12 protein-coding genes and 2 pseudogenes are annotated in these 15744 nt (G+C 42.4%); 12 read left to right on the top strand and 2 right to left on the bottom strand.

Going from position 1 to position 15744, the window contains the following annotated elements; all coding sequences use genetic code 11:
* Positions 1–157 precede the first annotated feature (157 nt).
* Positions 158–1186, top strand: coding sequence for an ABC transporter substrate-binding protein (locus tag CRO25_RS18920; RefSeq protein ID WP_079696046.1), 1029 nt, complete (start codon positions 158–160; stop codon positions 1184–1186).
* 123 nt (positions 1187–1309) lie between these two features.
* On the top strand, positions 1310–1681 hold the full coding sequence (locus CRO25_RS18915; RefSeq protein WP_079696045.1) for an iron chaperone: 372 nt from the start codon (positions 1310–1312) through the stop codon (positions 1679–1681).
* Positions 1682–1750: 69 nt separating this feature from the next.
* Here the strand turns inward: CRO25_RS18915 and CRO25_RS18910 are convergent, their stop codons facing one another.
* A complete protein-coding gene (locus tag CRO25_RS18910; protein WP_079696044.1) occupies positions 1751–2641 on the bottom strand; it encodes a LysR family transcriptional regulator in 891 nt (296 codons plus the stop codon).
* Between the two features lie 111 nt (positions 2642–2752).
* Here CRO25_RS18910 and CRO25_RS18905 point away from each other — a divergent pair.
* From CRO25_RS18905 to CRO25_RS18890, 4 genes and pseudogenes are all read left to right on the top strand, one after another.
* Positions 2753–4098, top strand: a pseudogene (locus tag CRO25_RS18905) (MFS transporter).
* Positions 4099–4362: 264 nt separating this feature from the next.
* Positions 4363–6504: a M1 family metallopeptidase gene (locus CRO25_RS18900; RefSeq protein ID WP_097115795.1), complete on the top strand. Its 2142-nt coding sequence runs from the start codon at positions 4363–4365 to the stop codon at positions 6502–6504.
* A gap of 345 nt (positions 6505–6849) precedes the next feature.
* Positions 6850–8295, top strand: coding sequence for an amino acid ABC transporter substrate-binding protein/permease (locus CRO25_RS18895; RefSeq protein ID WP_072732860.1), 1446 nt, complete (start codon positions 6850–6852; stop codon positions 8293–8295).
* Positions 8288–9016 (top strand): amino acid ABC transporter ATP-binding protein, encoded by a 729-nt coding sequence (locus tag CRO25_RS18890; protein WP_072732861.1) that lies wholly within the window; start codon positions 8288–8290, stop codon positions 9014–9016. Before CRO25_RS18895 ends, CRO25_RS18890 begins: the two co-directional genes overlap by 8 nt.
* 87 nt (positions 9017–9103) lie before the next feature.
* Here the strand turns inward: CRO25_RS18890 and CRO25_RS18885 are convergent, their stop codons facing one another.
* Entirely contained in the window at positions 9104–9955 is an 852-nt protein-coding gene (locus CRO25_RS18885) for a MurR/RpiR family transcriptional regulator (protein ID WP_072732862.1), read from the bottom strand.
* Positions 9956–10135: 180 nt separating this feature from the next.
* Between CRO25_RS18885 and CRO25_RS18880 the strand changes: the two genes are divergently transcribed.
* The 6 genes and pseudogenes from CRO25_RS18880 to CRO25_RS18855 all read left to right on the top strand — a co-directional run bounded on the left by CRO25_RS18880 (position 10136) and on the right by CRO25_RS18855 (position 15587).
* Positions 10136–11155, top strand: coding sequence for a Gfo/Idh/MocA family oxidoreductase (locus CRO25_RS18880; RefSeq protein ID WP_079696042.1), 1020 nt, complete (start codon positions 10136–10138; stop codon positions 11153–11155).
* Position 11156: 1 nt separating this feature from the next.
* The gene (locus CRO25_RS18875; protein ID WP_063564992.1) at positions 11157–12143 is read left to right on the top strand and encodes a Gfo/Idh/MocA family protein; all 987 of its coding nucleotides are present in this window, start codon (positions 11157–11159) and stop codon (positions 12141–12143) included.
* Between the two features lie 134 nt (positions 12144–12277).
* Positions 12278–13279 carry a LacI family DNA-binding transcriptional regulator gene (locus CRO25_RS18870; RefSeq protein ID WP_063564991.1) on the top strand — a complete coding sequence of 334 codons (1002 nt, stop codon included), beginning with the start codon at positions 12278–12280 and terminating at the stop codon, positions 13277–13279.
* A gap of 263 nt (positions 13280–13542) precedes the next feature.
* Positions 13543–14220 carry an SDR family NAD(P)-dependent oxidoreductase gene (locus tag CRO25_RS18865; protein WP_256863686.1) on the top strand — a complete coding sequence of 226 codons (678 nt, stop codon included), beginning with the start codon at positions 13543–13545 and terminating at the stop codon, positions 14218–14220.
* A 42-nt stretch (positions 14221–14262) separates the two neighbouring features.
* Positions 14263–14421: pseudogene (locus CRO25_RS33945) on the top strand (aldo/keto reductase); the annotation flags it as partial.
* Between the two features lie 167 nt (positions 14422–14588).
* A complete protein-coding gene (locus CRO25_RS18855) occupies positions 14589–15587 on the top strand; it encodes a helix-turn-helix transcriptional regulator (RefSeq protein ID WP_079696039.1) in 999 nt (332 codons plus the stop codon).
* The last annotated feature ends 157 nt before the right edge of the window (positions 15588–15744 follow it).

Genomic DNA, 15744 nt, shown 5'->3' with positions numbered 1-15744 from the left:
TTGTTTTGAAAATCATTTTTATGCGTCGAAACACCCGCCTTAGTGGGTGTTTTTTTGTTTTGTCTTTTGTCGAATATGAAAGCATCTTGTCAAATGTACTATTGCATGGTATCGTTGATAACGATTATCAATATCATTTGAAAAAGGTGGGTTTATTTTGCTGAAAAGAAGAAACTCGATATGGCTTTTGGCTGCTCTCATTATATTGCTTGTACTGAGTGCATGCGGTCAGTCCGCAACGACAAGCAATACAACGGAGACCACAACAACCGGAGCTGCGGACACGGAATCATCAACCGACTCCACTTCTGCGTCTGATGCCGCTACCACAACAGGTGCCGAGGGAGAGACCGTTACATATCAGTCAGATGCAGGTGAAGTGGAAGTACCTGTGGATCCGAAGCGGATTATCGATCTGACCGCATTTTCAACAGGGTACTTTGTTGCACTTGATGCTCCAGTCGTCGGTGCAACGTCAGGCGCCATAAACAACAAGTACATCAATGATCAGCTCAAAAGTGAGGGGGCAACAGATCTGGGAGAGCAGCCAACAGCCGAGCAACTGATCAGCCTAAAGCCTGATCTGATCATCGCATACACCAGTATGGAGGGTCTCGACAAGTTGTCGCAGATTGCACCAGTGGTACAGTTACAATATGGTAAGCGCAATTTCAAGGATCTCATGTTGGAGATGGGGAAACTAACCAATAGAGAAGCCCAGGCAAAAGACTGGATTTCGCAATGGGAAGCGAAGATCAAGGAGCTCAAGCCAAAAATACTTGCCGCTGTGGGAGATCGTACAGTTTCCATTTTGAATCCATACGCCAAAGGATTATTTGTATTTGGTCATAATTACGGTCGTGGTGGTGAAATACTCTATGGCGAATTTGGCCTGAAGGCACCAAAAAGGGCTCAGACAGAGGCAATTGATAGTGGCACAGGCTGGGCCTCAATCTCGATGGAAGTGTTACCGGAATATGCAGGCGACATCATTTTCACCAGCCCGTGGTCAGGAGATACAACCGATCCGAAGATTGTTTATGATAATACGGTGTGGAAAAACCTAACTGCGGTCAAAGAGGGCCATGTGTTCCAGCTTGATCCGACCTCCGATACATACAACGACCCTGTATCGCTTGAAGGTCAGCTGAAATTTATCTCGGACAGCCTGCTTTCGGTGAAGTAGTCCTTGAGTAATATATATTCTTTCAACCCTTTGGCGAATCTGGCCCAAAGGGTTTTTCAATTTCATTTTCATGATAATATGAGATGAAGTATGCGAAATAAATCTGGGTTAGGAGAAGATAATATGGACGTTTTTGCAGAATATCTAGCACGAATTGATAACCTGGGACATCGGGATCGTACGGAAGAAGTTTTAGAATGGATTATCAAGAAACACCCCAATTTAGTACCAAAAATAGCGTGGAATCAGCCCATGTTTACCGATCATGGCACATTTATTATTGGATTTAGTGTATCCAAACATCATTTGGCTGTGGCGCCTGAAAAGGCTGGGATTAATCATTTTTCCGATGAAATTGTGAAGGCCGGTTATGAGCACACCAAGGAGTTGGTACGTATCCGGTGGGATGGACCGGTTGATTTTTCATTACTGGAAAGAATGATTGATTTCAACATCACAGAGAAGGCAGACTGTTCAACCTTTTGGCGGAAATAGGCAGGGCGGATACCCAATAACAAAAGACCTCGCTCTCACTTACGTCGGTGAGCGGGGTCTTTGTAATGGTCATTCAGCAATTGGTTTGCACATTGCACCAAAATAATCTATGACTACGCTGCGAAACGCGATAGCTGCTTTCGAGATATATCTGTTTTTATGTGACAATAAAGCAATTTCCCTCACCAGGTTCTGATCCTCGATCCGGAGATATACAATTCGTTCCTGCGGGTTTCTTGCTGTATTGGGTATAAAGGCAATCCCAATCTCCGCCTCCACAAGTGCAGTTAATCTTGCAGGCTCATCTCCTTCATAAACATACTTCGGTACGAATCCGACGGATTGACATTTGGAGTCCACCAGATCACGAATACCATATCCTTTTTTCACCCCCACAAACCACTCATCCTTAAGCTCTTCTAATGTGATGCTGCTTCGATCCGCATATTGATGACCGAGAGGCACAGCTACTACAATTGGGTCCTGGAACAGCATCTGACATTCGATATCATCTCCCTGGATTGGAGGGGAAGACAGACAAAAATCAATTTCGCCTCGGTGGAGAAGCGTGCACATGTCTTCCAACGTAACCATTTGTACATGAAACTGAACATTCGGCTTATTTTTTCGGAATTCCCGCAAGATTCCTGGTAATGTGCTTGCTGTAGTAACTGCCAATTGAAGTGTACCGTGATCCGGGTTGGAGAGATCAGCAATTTCCTGTTTTCCCTGTTCCAATTCGAATAGGGCTTTTTCGGTCCGTCGAAGGAATGTTCTTCCGAATTCGTTTAACCGCAGTTTTCTGCCCAATCGATCAAATAACGGTGCACCCAAGTCATCCTCCAAACGTTGTATCGTCTTGCTCAGTGAGGATTGAGTGACATGCAGCTTACCCGCAGCTTCTGTAACATGTTCACATCGGGCTAACGTCAGAAAATAGCGTAGCTGAAGAAGTTCCATTTCGCACCACTCTCTTATTCCTTTTAGTTCATCAAATCATAACATAAAATGCGTTGGAATAAATAAAGGGATTCCATTAAGATGACAACAGAAGAAGGAGGGATATACATAATGAATGCTCGAAATATATGGTTAATGATATCTGTGGGCTTGGGAATCATGCTGAATCCGCTCAATTCCTCCATGATATCTATAGCAATTGCAAGACTACAACAGGAGTTTATACTTGATGTTACGACCGTGTCATGGATTATTTTTTCCTTTTACATTGCAAGTGCTGTGGCTCAACCGGTCATGGGCAAGTGCAGTGATCTGTTCGGCCGCAGAAAGATATTCCTTATCGGTCTGATTGTTGTCTTTGGTTCCTCCATGTTAGCTCCGTTATCTCCAGACTTTTCTTGGCTTATCGTATTCCGGATCATTCAATCTGTTGGCACAAGCATGATGGTAGCCGTCGGAATGGCGATTGTAAGAATCCACGTTACTGAGAAGCAGGCTGCTGCCCTGTCTATCCTTGCGATGTTCCTGTCCGGTGCAGCCGCGATAGGCCCTTTTATTGGCGGTGTATTGATCCATTGGTGATCGCAAGCTTTATATTCGCCTGGAAAACCATTCCCAAAGAAACGACCCTCAAAACCAACCATGGTGACATGTCCATGAAGAAATGGTTCCTACTGATTGATGCGCCAGGCATACTCTTGTTCACAGTCGCATTGGTGACTCTGCTAATGAGCGTGCTTTCCGTTAAATCAACCGGACATCTTTTAACTTGGCACCTTATGGTAGGGGGGATCGGTTTGCTTGCATTAGCAAGTTTTATACGACATGAATTGAAAACAGCCTCCCCTTTTATTCCGCTGAAAGTATTTGCCAAATATCCTGAAATGACCTGGGTTAATGTACAATTTATGCTGGTTAACACTCTGTTTTACGCTCTGTTTTTTGGTGTGCCATCTTATTTACAGCAGGTACGCCATCTGAACGAAGTTCATACAGGACTAATGATGCTAACCCTCGGTTTATGTTCACTCATCAGTTCTCCTTTTGCCGGACGTTGGATTGACAAATCAGGTACACGGCCAGCTTTGATCGTTTCAGCGGTGTTAATGACGTTCGGGTCCATCTTGATTGTGGCATTGGATAAGACTTCACCAGTGGTGAATGTCATCTTGCCCTTAGCTGTATTTGGTATAAGTAATGGGCTCAACAGTGTTGGTATGCAGGCGGCTTTGTTTAAGAGCACACCCAAAGATATGATCGGTGTCGCTTCAGGTATTTTTAATACATCGAGATATCTGGGGACCATTTTGTCATCGTTGTTGATTGGAATTGTCATGGGAGACACATTCAGTTTTATAGGATTTCAAATGCTCGGAATCATCCTGACGGTATTAGCTGCATCTTTAATCATCATGACCTTACGACGCCAGAAATCATCCGCAACGCAGACGATATAGTGTCGAATCTCATAATTCACATCATTACGTAGTCATATATTGCTTTCGAAATTGAAGCGGAGACAATCCGATATAGCGTGCTCATTTAATACAAACAGCTTCTTTTTTTAAACGAAATTTAAGATACGCATTAATCCAGTGTAAGGTTGATCTTCTATACTTGCCTCTGAGCTTCAAAAATCATTCGAGGGAGAGATTTATATCAATCATTCACGTTCATACACATCAAATCGAATCAGAATAACAGCCATCAGCGCACTCGCTATGATTCTGACCGCATGCCCAATCATAAGTACGGGTAGTGCTGCCGCTAATGCAGCTCCTGTATCTGCTATTTCACAGGCCACAAAAGATATTCAGGCTCAAGTGCCTATCCAATATCAAATTCAAGCACGGCTGGATGAGAAGAAGATGACCATAGAGGGGAGTGAATCCATTACTTACCGAAATACAAGCAAAGATACATTGAAGCAACTGGTTTTTCATACTTATGCTGATGCCAACCTTTCGGAATCGACACAGACGACCATGTTTAAACATTCCAATGAAGAGATTAGCAAAAATAATCCTGATAAGAAACCGGAAGACTTTCTTGGAGGAATTGATATTGAAAAGGTGACGACCGGTGGGCAAGCCCTTGATTTCAGTAATAAAGACCAAGCGATGTCGGTGAAATTGGAGCAACCCCTTCAGCCTGGTGAATCCGTGTCGGTTCAAGTCCACTTTAATCTGAAGATTCCCTATGGCTCACAGCGGTTATCGTATTACAAAGATATTATCAATGGGGCTCATTGGTTCCCTGTAATGTCAGTCTATGATGAGGCCAAGCATGAATGGGATAGCAAACCTTATAGTAAAACATTCGAAACGGATTATTATACTTCCGCGGATTATGAAGTTGAGTTCAATGTTCCCGATCAATATCAGGTAGTTATGCCTGGTACGATAACTACACGGGATGATGCAGAGACTGGACGCAAAGTGGTATCCACCGTAGCCGAGAATACGAGGGAGTTTGCTTTCTTTGCCAGCCCAAACTTCAAAGTGGACAGCGTAACCCGGAATGGCCTCACCGTAGAGTATTATTATTTTGACAACCAGTCAGGTAAGAAAAAAATCGTTGATGGGTATGTTGATCAAGCATTCAAAGCCATTAATTTTTTCAGTGATAAATACGGTAAATACCCTTATCCTGAATTCCGGATTGTTGAATCATATGTAGAAGGTGTAGCTATCGAGTATTCAAGGCTTATCCAAATGGGGCAAATCGGAATAAATTCTGCTCCAGACCAGGACACCGTATTTGTGCATGAAATCGCGCACCAGTGGTTTCATGCGTTAATCGGGAATAACTCGGAGACAGAGTCTTTCCTAGACGAAGGATTTGCAGATTTCTCCAAAGTGTATTTTTCTGAGAAGCAGGGGGATACGATGAATGGCTTCAAGTCCATCCAATTTGACGATTCCACTGTGGATAAGGCTATTGCTTCAACTAATGACGAGGTGGGAGATTGGGCAAGCCCAGTTTATTACGATAAAGGCCGTCAAGCGATATACCAATTGTACCGTTCCGTCGGGGAAGAGAAATTCGATGCTTTTATGAAAGAGTATTTTAAACGTTATGTGTACCAAAACGCTACGATTGACGGACTTCTGCAAACGATAGAAGATGTACTGGGGAAAGAGGCGCGAGATGATATGAAGACGGCTTTATATGAGCCTAATTTTACGCTGAAGCCCGAGTATCAACTGTCGAATGAGGAGAAAACGGCATACCTGCATGATCAGTTTCAATCGCTGTATGGATCAGCGTTAACTCAGGTTCCGAATTTACCTTTTGAAACGATGAGCCGTGTGATGGATAAAGCCCTTCAAGGTGAGCGATTAGCCATTGTGCTCAGTGATCAGGTGAGCAAGGCAGCGAACAAACAACAGGAAGCTATGGTAAACCAACTGACAACTCTTATGGATTTAACCGGAGTGAAGTATGACCTGATCCAGGACCGGCAGGAATTGAAGCAAAAAATGAAAAAAGAACTGGCTACCAGCAACCTGATTGTACTTGGTAACGCCAAATCAAATGGTTTTGTACAAGCATTAAAATCCAGCATTATAGACCGTGCTACCCATATCGGGTTTCAATGGAAAACGACTATGAACCAACCGTCTGCTGCTGGAGCCTATGTGATCAAACACCCTTATAATCAAAATCGTTTGATGCTGCACTACTTCTGGAATGAAGATCATCTGAGCAGTGGGAGTCTTGAACCATTTATGATGAAGATGCAGCAATCCATTGGATTCAGCAGCGCTTATTATCAGTACTATATGTTGGACAAGACGGGCAAGGTAACCCTGGATAAAAAAGTGGAAAATCCACTTTCAAAATTATTCGCTGAGGAATAACCCGAAGTGTTCATTCTTATAAAGAAAGATTAAATACCTTGGCAATTGTCATCGGAAGATCATCATATTGTTTGTTATAGAGTCGCCTATATGGCGACTTTTTTTATTTAAGTTCAATTTAGGTTTTTAAAAGTAGTCCTGAAGGGTAAATATAACGTGGACCTTTAAATGGATGTCAAATAAAACGTTGCGGAGGAAAGTGAAGAATGTTAGGGAAAGCATTGATTGTTAATATACTGCAAATAATAACAATATAATGTGCAAAGACACCTAAAAATGTACGACAGTAACATCAATGACAAGAAAATGATTAGGATTCGGAGAACACCGAGATGAGGAGGACATATGAAAACAACCAAGGTCTCATTTTTTGTACTATCACTAATTCTGCTCCTAGTGGCGGGGTTATCCGGATGGTCGGGGGATGCCAATGCAAACTCCAATTCAGGTAAAACCTATGTGATCGGTACGGACATCACATTTGCACCGTTTGAATATCAAGATGAAAACGGGGATTATGTAGGCATCGATATGGATTTGCTGGATGCGATCGCCAAAGACCAGAACTTTAATTATCAAATCAAAGCCCTGGGATTTAATGCGGCTGTGCAAGCTCTTGAGTCCAATCAGGTGGATGGCGTTATTGCCGGGATGAGTATTACAGATGAACGGAAACAAAAGTTTGATTTCTCAGAGCATTACTATGAATCAGGCGTTGTTATGGGGATTAGTGCCAATAATGATACTGTAAAAAGCTACGAAGATCTTCGCGGAAAAAAGGTCGCCGTGAAAACGGGCACAGAAGGATACAGCTTTGCTGAATCCATCGCCTCAAAATATGGTTTTACCATTGTTCCATTCGACGATTCTTCGCAAATGTATGATGATGTGAAAACTGGAAACTCGATTGCATGTTTTGAAGATGAACCAGTTCTAAGATTTGGGACAAATCAGAATAACGGTTTGAAAATCGTGACCAAGAAAGAAGACGGGGCTTCCTACGGATTTGCAGTAAGTAAAGGGCGAAACCAGGAACTTCTAAAAATGTTTAATGAAGGATTAGTGAATATCAAGGCTAACGGTGAATTTAAGCGCATTACCGAGAAATATCTTGGTGAAAATGCCGTTGTCGCAAACCAAGGTCGTTGGGAATTAGTCCAAAAATCTCTGCCGGCACTGTTCAAAGGTTTGGGAAATACCCTCTTATATACGATAATTTCGCTGTTTTTCGCTTTTATCATCGGCTTGATCTTTGGCTTTATGAAAGTGGGTCAAAATAAGTTCCTTCGTGGGGTCGCTACTGTATTTGTGGATATTTTCCGCGGGATACCGTTGATCGTCTTGGCATTCTTTATTTATTTCGGGATTCCTCAGGCCATGGGCTTCACCATGCCACTGTTCCTGGCCGCCATTCTCACGTTGAGTCTGAATGCAGGGGCGTACGTAACGGAAATTATACGCGGGGGTATTCAATCGATTGATCGTGGACAGATGGAAGCTGCCCGTTCATTGGGACTTCCTTATCGCAAAGCGATGATAAAGATTGTAATCCCTCAGGCCATACGGGTTATGATTCCTTCATTTATTAATCAGATGGTTATTACATTGAAAGATACGTCGATCTTGTCCGTCATTGGTCTGGTGGAGTTGACGCAATCCGGTAAGATTGTCATCGCAAGAACTTTCGCCTCTTTCGACATTTGGTTGACTGTTGCGATTATGTACCTAATTGTTATCATCACATTGACTAAAATTGCTGACTACCTGGAGGTGAGGGTTCGTCGTGGGTAAAATTAACGTTGAAGGATTAAAGAAAAGTTTTGGCACGAATCATGTGTTGAAGGGCATCGATATATCGGTCAACGAAGGTGAAGTTGTCTGTGTCATTGGACCTTCAGGTTCAGGTAAAAGTACGTTTTTGCGCTGCATTAACCAGTTAGATGAGATCACAGCTGGACGGGTTATCGTAGATGATCGGGATCTAAATGATCCCAAAACGAACATTAACAAAGCTCGCGAGAACATAGGTATGGTATTTCAGCATTTTAACCTGTTTCCTCATTTCAGCGTGCTCAAAAATATCATGTTTGCACCCAGAGAACTTGGGATTTTAAAAGAACAGGAAGCACGCGATACGGCACTTCGTTTGCTGGATCGGGTTGGTTTGTCGGATAAAGCTGACAGCTATCCCAACCAACTTTCGGGCGGACAAAAACAGCGCGTAGCAATCGCTCGTGCGCTTGCCATGAATCCGGACGTTATGTTATTCGATGAACCAACTTCGGCGCTCGACCCCGAGATGGTAGGCGAAGTCCTTGGTGTAATGAAGGATCTTGCGAGCGAAGGTATGACGATGATTATCGTGACCCATGAAATGGGGTTTGCCCGTGAAGTTGCGGATCGGGTTGTCTTCATGGACGGTGGATATGTTGTAGAACAGGGCACTCCTGATGAAATATTCGGAAATCCAAAAAATGAACGGACGATCAGCTTCCTGGAGAAAGTACTCTAAAACCATACCAAAAAGCCTTCAAGGCTTCGTTCTTGAAGGTTTTTTGGTATGTTGTAATTACCTGGTTCTACACCCGGACCTCTCATATCACTCATCCAAATTGAAATTCTTCAACGAATAAGTAGTCATTTGCATGTTATTGGCGTAGTCAATTTGAAAAATACAGGAATAAATCACGTTTAATACGTAGTCAAAGGCAATTTGTGATGAAAATGTACCGATCTTTGCATGTTTTGTTTCGTCATTCGGCACCTGGATACAGATCGTGCTCATTTTGGCCAACTCACTTTGATGATTCGCGGTAATCGTAATAAATGGAATTTTTTCACGCGAGAAATGTTGGGCTGCCTTTAGGAAAATGGGCGATTTTTCATGATAGGTCAAAAAAATGGCGCAATCCTGTGGGGTAAGATTTATGGTGTGGTAGGCCCATTCAGATAGCTCTGTTGTGATCACGACGTATTTATTGATTTTAATCAATTTATTCTGAAAGCTCTTCGCGCGAATCTGAGAATCCCCCAACGCATAGATGAAGATTCGTTTCGCCTGATCGAGCAAATGGGCTGCTTCTGTTAGAGAGGCTTCATCCATAAAAGCAAAGTTTTTCTCAATCGTTTCTTTCATTAGTTCAGCTATATCTTTTGCCACCTGGAGTGAAGATTCACCGAGAGCGAACGGATAATTGGGATCGATATTGGAGATGTTCTGAGCATCTTGTTGAAACTCTCGAGCAAGCTTAATGCTGAACTCCTTAAACCCCGAAAGTCCAAGCTTATGAGTCAATCGATTGATGGCAGAATGTGACGTGTATGTAGCTTTGGCAAGCTCTTGAATATTCAAGTGAAGCATTAGCTCCTTATGAGTCAGAATATAAGAAGCAATGCTTTTTTCATTTGGTGTAAAGTTGTTCATGTCTGTTAATTGGGTCAATATTTTCAACAGGTTCACCCCGGATTCATTGAAATAACGTTGATGTAGAGCGTCCAGTAAACATTTTGTTTAAAGAGAGGGCATCCGAAATACGAATTATTGGTCAAATGTACCGTAATTTCTTCAAAGCTCCTCCGGAGGATTTTCTTCTTCTATAATAAATGAAAAAGAGCCTAAGGGGGAATTCATATGTTAACCATCGGTTATATTGGCAATGGCAAAAGTACAAATCGTTATCATCTTCCTTTTTCATTGAATCGGGATCATTTGAAAGTAAAAACGATATACGCCCGTCATCCGGAGAAAACGGAGTGGGAGAAGGCTCCTGGTGTTCTGTATACAGATGATCTTGCAGCTTTAATGAATGACGATGACATTCAGTTGGTCGTGGTCTGTACACATACCGAATCCCATTATGAGTATGCAAAGAGGGCACTCGATCACGGAAAACATGTACTTGTTGAAAAACCTTTTATGCTGACCAAAGAAGAAGCCGAATCCATTTTCCAATACGCCAAAGAAAAAAATCTCTTGATTCAATGTTATCAGAACCGACGATATGACTCGGATTTTCTGACGACCAAGAAAGTGATTGAATCAGGAAAGCTTGGCGATTTGCTGGAAGTGGAGATGCATTACGATTATTTTCGACCGGAGATTCCGAATGCTACCACCCATTTTTCCAAATACAAAAGTTATTTATACGGGCACGGTGTTCACACCATTGATCAGGTATTATCCTATTTCGGGCAACCGGACAAGATACATTACGATGTTCGTCAATTGCTGGGTCCTGGCAGAATGAATGATTATTTCGATCTGGACTTTTATTATTCTTCGCTGAAAGTATCAGTCAAATCCAGCTTTTTCCGCTTAAAGCCACGCCCGAGTTTTGTAGTATACGGCAAAAAGGGGGTATTCGTAAAACAAACTGAGGATCGTCAAGAGGAACATCTGAAGTTATTTTATCTTCCCAAAGGACATCCCGATTTTGGTAAGGATATGCCTCAGCACTATGGCGTACTGACGTATCTGGATGAAGAAGGAATCTATCATGAAGAAAAAGTAACTTCTGAACAAGGCGATTATGCAAGAGTGTACGACGATATCTATGAAGCCATCAACCATGGCAAAGAAAAAGTTATTCAAGACCAAGAAACGATCGCGGTTATGGAAATATTAGAAAAAGGTATGGAGGAGTGTAACTAATATGAAACTCGGAATTGTCGGAGCTGGAATGATTGTAAAGGATCTATTGAGCTTTATTCATGAAATTCCTGCGATTACCTTGGGGGCCATATGTTCCAGACCTAGTCATCTGGATAAATTGCTGACTCTGCAAGAGCAGTATGGAATTGGTCGAATACATTTAGAATATAGCGAAATGATTACGAATGATGAAGTGGATACGATCTATATCGGGCTTCCGAATCATCTTCATTATGCATATGCCAAAGAAGCGATATTGGGCGGCAAACATGTTATCTGTGAGAAGCCGTTCACTTCCAACCTGCAAGAATTTCTTGAACTTAAAGAGATTGCACGGCAAAAACAGCTAGTGTTGGTCGAAGCCATCACAAACCAATATTTGAAGAACTATTTGTCCATGAAGGAGAATCTGCGCAAACTGGGTGACATCAAAATTGTGGAGTGTAACTATTCCCAATATTCATCCCGCTATGAGGCTTTTCAGGCTGGAGAAGTGCTGCCAGCATTTAATCCGGAAATGTCTGGTGGAGCCTTGATGGATATTAATTTGTATAATATTCATCTGGTCGTAGGGCTTTTCGGAAGCCCGAAGAAGGTGGAATACTGGGCCAACGTGGAACGCGGAATTGACACTTCAGGCATGTTGCTTTTGGACTACGGTGAGTTCAAGTGTGTTTGCATAGGCTCCAAAGACAGCACAGCCCCTAATGCAATGAACATCCAAGGGAATAAAGGATATATCCATATGATGAGCTCGGCCAACAAATGTGAATCCTTTGATCTTGCGCTTCATAAGGAAACGCCGATTCGGGTAGATATTAAGGATCATCCTCATCGCATGTATGACGAGTTTGTTGAATTCGAGCGTATGATTCGTGAACAAGATCTGGAGAAAGTCACAGCTATGCTTGAGCATAGCGAGAAGGTGATGGAGGTTATTGAACAAGCCAAACAATCTGCCAATCTTGTATTTGGACCTGATCGATAATATATTTTGAAATTTCAGAATGATTGTATTGTAACTTTTTGTGCACTTCCCAAGATGACTGTGTTAAAATGCGGTGAAAGATATAAGAATTCATGTGTCAGTGAACCAATAACAGTCTTCTTGGGGAGTATTTAATGATAACGATTAAAGACGTAGCAAAGTTAGCGGGTGTCGCGAGTTCAACCGTGTCCTATGTACTCAACGGCAAAAAACATGTAAGTGAGCACACAAGACAGAAAGTACTTGCAGCAGCAAGTGAGCTTAATTACATCAAGCATGGAGCCGCATCCGAATTAAAGCGAAAAAACACACAAACGATTGGTGTTATTGTTCATGATATGTCCGTCCCCTATTTTTCCGACTTGGTGAGTGGGATTGAATCCAGCGCCATAAGTCAGGGATACGACTTGATCGTATGCAGCTCTTTAGGCGGAGAGCGATCGACAGCTGCACGCTTTATCAGGGAGAGAAGGCTGGACGGCGTGATTGTAATCGCTGAAAATATTGAAGATGAGTTGTTGTTGCAGGCTGCCGAAACGGGATTTCCTATTGTAGTGATGGACCGGGAACTCCATAGTGAGCATATTGTAAATGTTCTGATGGATGATGAGCAAGGTGGTTATATGGCAACCCGTTTTCTTCTGGATAAAGGTCACCGCGCAATAGCCTATATTAGCGGGCCTTTAAGTTCGGATTGTAATCTGATGCGATATCAGGGTTATCTGAGAGCTATGCATGAAGCAGGGGTGGAAGAGAATGAGAATTGGAGACTTGGCGGCCAATTTCTGAAAACAGGTGGCTACAACGCAGCTAAGTTGCTAATGGAGGGAGAGCTTCCAACGGCAGTCTTTTTTGCGAATGATGAAATGGCCATTGGAGGCTTAGAGGCTTTTAAAGAACATCAGGTCTCCATACCCGAAGATCTATCCATTATTGGATTTGACAACATACATGTATCCGAATACTTAAATCCACCTCTTACGACTTTTCGACAACCCAAAACAGACGCAGGCTCCTTTGCTGGACATGTACTCATTCAAATGTTAAAAGGAGAGGCTGTTGAGTCTACTTACAGGATCAATATACAGTGTGTCGAACGTGACTCTGTTTCGCAGATGATCCTTTCTGAACGATGAGTGCACATACATTTTCAATGAACAGCCCTACAGCCCTAATCACGGGGCTGTTTTTCTTTTTATAGAAACCATCCATCACATTCGCCATATCTGACACTTGTCTTAAAGTCACAATGTTGACAAGAGGAGAACTCTCCGTTTAATATTTAATAGATGTTAAGTGGAGAGATCTCCTCTTATCCTTTAAGTACGCCATTTTAGAAAATGATTCAAATTGTTCGCTTCATAATAACAATCTGAGGGATGGATTGAAGATGGTATTGATGAAGAATAAAGTAGTCATTTTTACAGGTGCAGGAACCGGCCTTGGTAAAGCTGTGGCGATAAAACTGGCTGAAGAGGGAGCACAAGTTGTTTTAGTTGGACGTCGAAAAGAAAAATTGCAGGATGTGGCACGAATTATAGAAAACTCAGGAGGCCAATCTTTGATCATTCCCGCGGATATAACGGATCAGGATGACGTTCAGCGCCTCCGTGACCAAGTGCTGGAGCAGACAGGACGGATAGATGTATTGATCAACAACGCAGGGGGTACAGGTGCGCACATCCCCATTCATGATATGATATTGGAAACATGGGATGATAACATCCGCCTCAATTTATATAGTCCATTTTTGGTGACCAAAACATTTCTTCCGATCATGAGAGCTCAGCAATACGGACGCATTGTATCCATTACTTCCATAATGGCCAATCTGAACTATCCGGGATTCGGGGCATATTCAGCTGCCAAAGCAGGGCTGGAGGCTTTAATGAGAACGATAGCAATTGAGGAAGCAAAACATGGAATATTGGTTAATATGTTCGATCCGGGCAATTTGAGAACTGAACAAAATCCAAGGGGTGAGAAGGAACCGGATTCAGTTGTTGATAAAATTGTTAATCTTGCTTCCTTGACGGAAAATGGCTCCAGTGGAGAAGTTGTCAGAGCACTAACGTAGTTTAGAGAAGCCCCAAAAGCATTGAATTCCGTTTCCTATTTTCCGGTTACAGCTCCGATTATTGGCGCTACGAAGACATCTCATCTCGAAAATGCAGTTGAAGCTCTGTCGATTGCATTAACATCAGAAGAAATAGCTTGCTTGGAAGAGCCGTATGTGCCTCATCCGGTATATGGACTTAATGTTGGATTTAAGTCATAAGGTCCCATGCGTTCTCAGGTGTTGTTTCTAACACATGCCTGATTCATCTTTGATAAACTCCATTTTTGTGGTATATATATTCCTATCTATAGGCCTCGGGAAATATTGAATTTAGCAAAGAGGAAGTAGCGCACAGGATTTCCAAATGGATATAAGAAGGTGTCTTTTTGACTCTAAATATAGTTAACAGCGAGGTACACAGCCTTTTTGATCAATTTACGGGTCTGATACAAGCACAATCCCGGCTTCAGACATGGGAGCAGCATATTACGATTCCGCAAGAGATAGGCCAAGGAAGCATACACAGAACACGTATCCGTCCGGGTATGGAAATTGTTATAACCGATGTGACCTATGTCCAGGATATGAAACTTCGTATTCAGGAGGCTTGTCCGTTATTTGAGATAAGTTATTGTCTTAATGGCAATATCTATTGTGAGTGGGAAGGGAAGGAAAGCTATACCCATCATTGGACAGGCAACGTGTTATTTTTCGAGGATGAATTGGTATATGAAGAGAAAAAAGCGGACGTCCGGCATCATATGCTTGAAATTCGCTTATCCCCGCAGGAACTGTTGCATTACGCGGCAGATATAACCGAGGAGCAGAAAATGCAATCCTGGTTGCAGCGTTATAAAGGGAACATTGATAACTATCCCAATACACCAGAGATTCATCGATGTGTTTCGGATATGTTGAATTGCACGTATAATGGAGCCTTGAAAAGGTTGTACATGGAGAGCAAATCCATGGAATTGATTGCATTATTTGGTGAAGTAGAAGGGCATCAGGTGCTAAATGAAAAAAGCTTCCTGAGCCGTGATGATCTGGCGAATCTTGATTATGCCAGGGAATTGGTTATTCGCCATTTTGAACAACCCTTTTCCATTCAGGAGCTGTCCAGAAAGGTCGGGATCAATGAATTCAAGCTTAAAAAGGGATTTCGCGAACGCTTTGGCATGACTGTATTTGAGCTGGTACGCAAGCAAAGAATGGAAATGGCGCTTTATTATATGGAAGTACAGCGAATGAATGTCGGAGAAACGGCGGTATCCGTTGGCTACAGTAATGTCAGTAATTTTGCGACAGCCTTTCGTAAAATTTATGGATATAACCCCAGTGAGCACCTCAAAATGTTACCTCAGCGGGATATAAAAACCGATTAGGGCAATTCAGAAGGAATTTCAGACATGGCGATCATGTCGAGATTCCTTCTGAATTGCCCGTGCTCCTTTTATAGGGATAGAAAATCCCTATGCAGGTAGACCCTCTTTCCATCAATAACTGATAATTATTATCAATTAGAGATGGATAGGAGAGGAT

It is taken from the genome of Paenibacillus sp. RU5M, assembly GCF_900221055.1.
Taxonomy (GTDB): domain Bacteria; phylum Bacillota; class Bacilli; order Paenibacillales; family Paenibacillaceae; genus Paenibacillus; species Paenibacillus marchantiae.
Note: the sequence above shows the minus strand (reverse complement) of the source record. Positions and strands in the feature narration are given on the sequence as shown.

What these genes read in the sequence shown, in the direction of transcription:
- CRO25_RS18915 (WP_079696045.1), top strand. Translation starts at nt 1,310, where the DNA reads ATGGACGTTTTTGCAGAATATCTAGCACGAATTGATAACCTGGGACAT.
- CRO25_RS18910 (WP_079696044.1), bottom strand. Translation starts at nt 2,641, where the DNA reads ATGGAACTTCTTCAGCTACGCTATTTTCTGACGTTAGCCCGATGTGAA.
- CRO25_RS18900 (WP_097115795.1), top strand. Translation starts at nt 4,363, where the DNA reads ATGATTCTGACCGCATGCCCAATCATAAGTACGGGTAGTGCTGCCGCT.
- CRO25_RS18895 (WP_072732860.1), top strand. Translation starts at nt 6,850, where the DNA reads ATGAAAACAACCAAGGTCTCATTTTTTGTACTATCACTAATTCTGCTC.
- CRO25_RS18880 (WP_079696042.1), top strand. Translation starts at nt 10,136, where the DNA reads ATGTTAACCATCGGTTATATTGGCAATGGCAAAAGTACAAATCGTTAT.
- CRO25_RS18875 (WP_063564992.1), top strand. Translation starts at nt 11,157, where the DNA reads ATGAAACTCGGAATTGTCGGAGCTGGAATGATTGTAAAGGATCTATTG.
- CRO25_RS18870 (WP_063564991.1), top strand. Translation starts at nt 12,278, where the DNA reads ATGATAACGATTAAAGACGTAGCAAAGTTAGCGGGTGTCGCGAGTTCA.
- CRO25_RS18865 (WP_256863686.1), top strand. Translation starts at nt 13,543, where the DNA reads ATGAAGAATAAAGTAGTCATTTTTACAGGTGCAGGAACCGGCCTTGGT.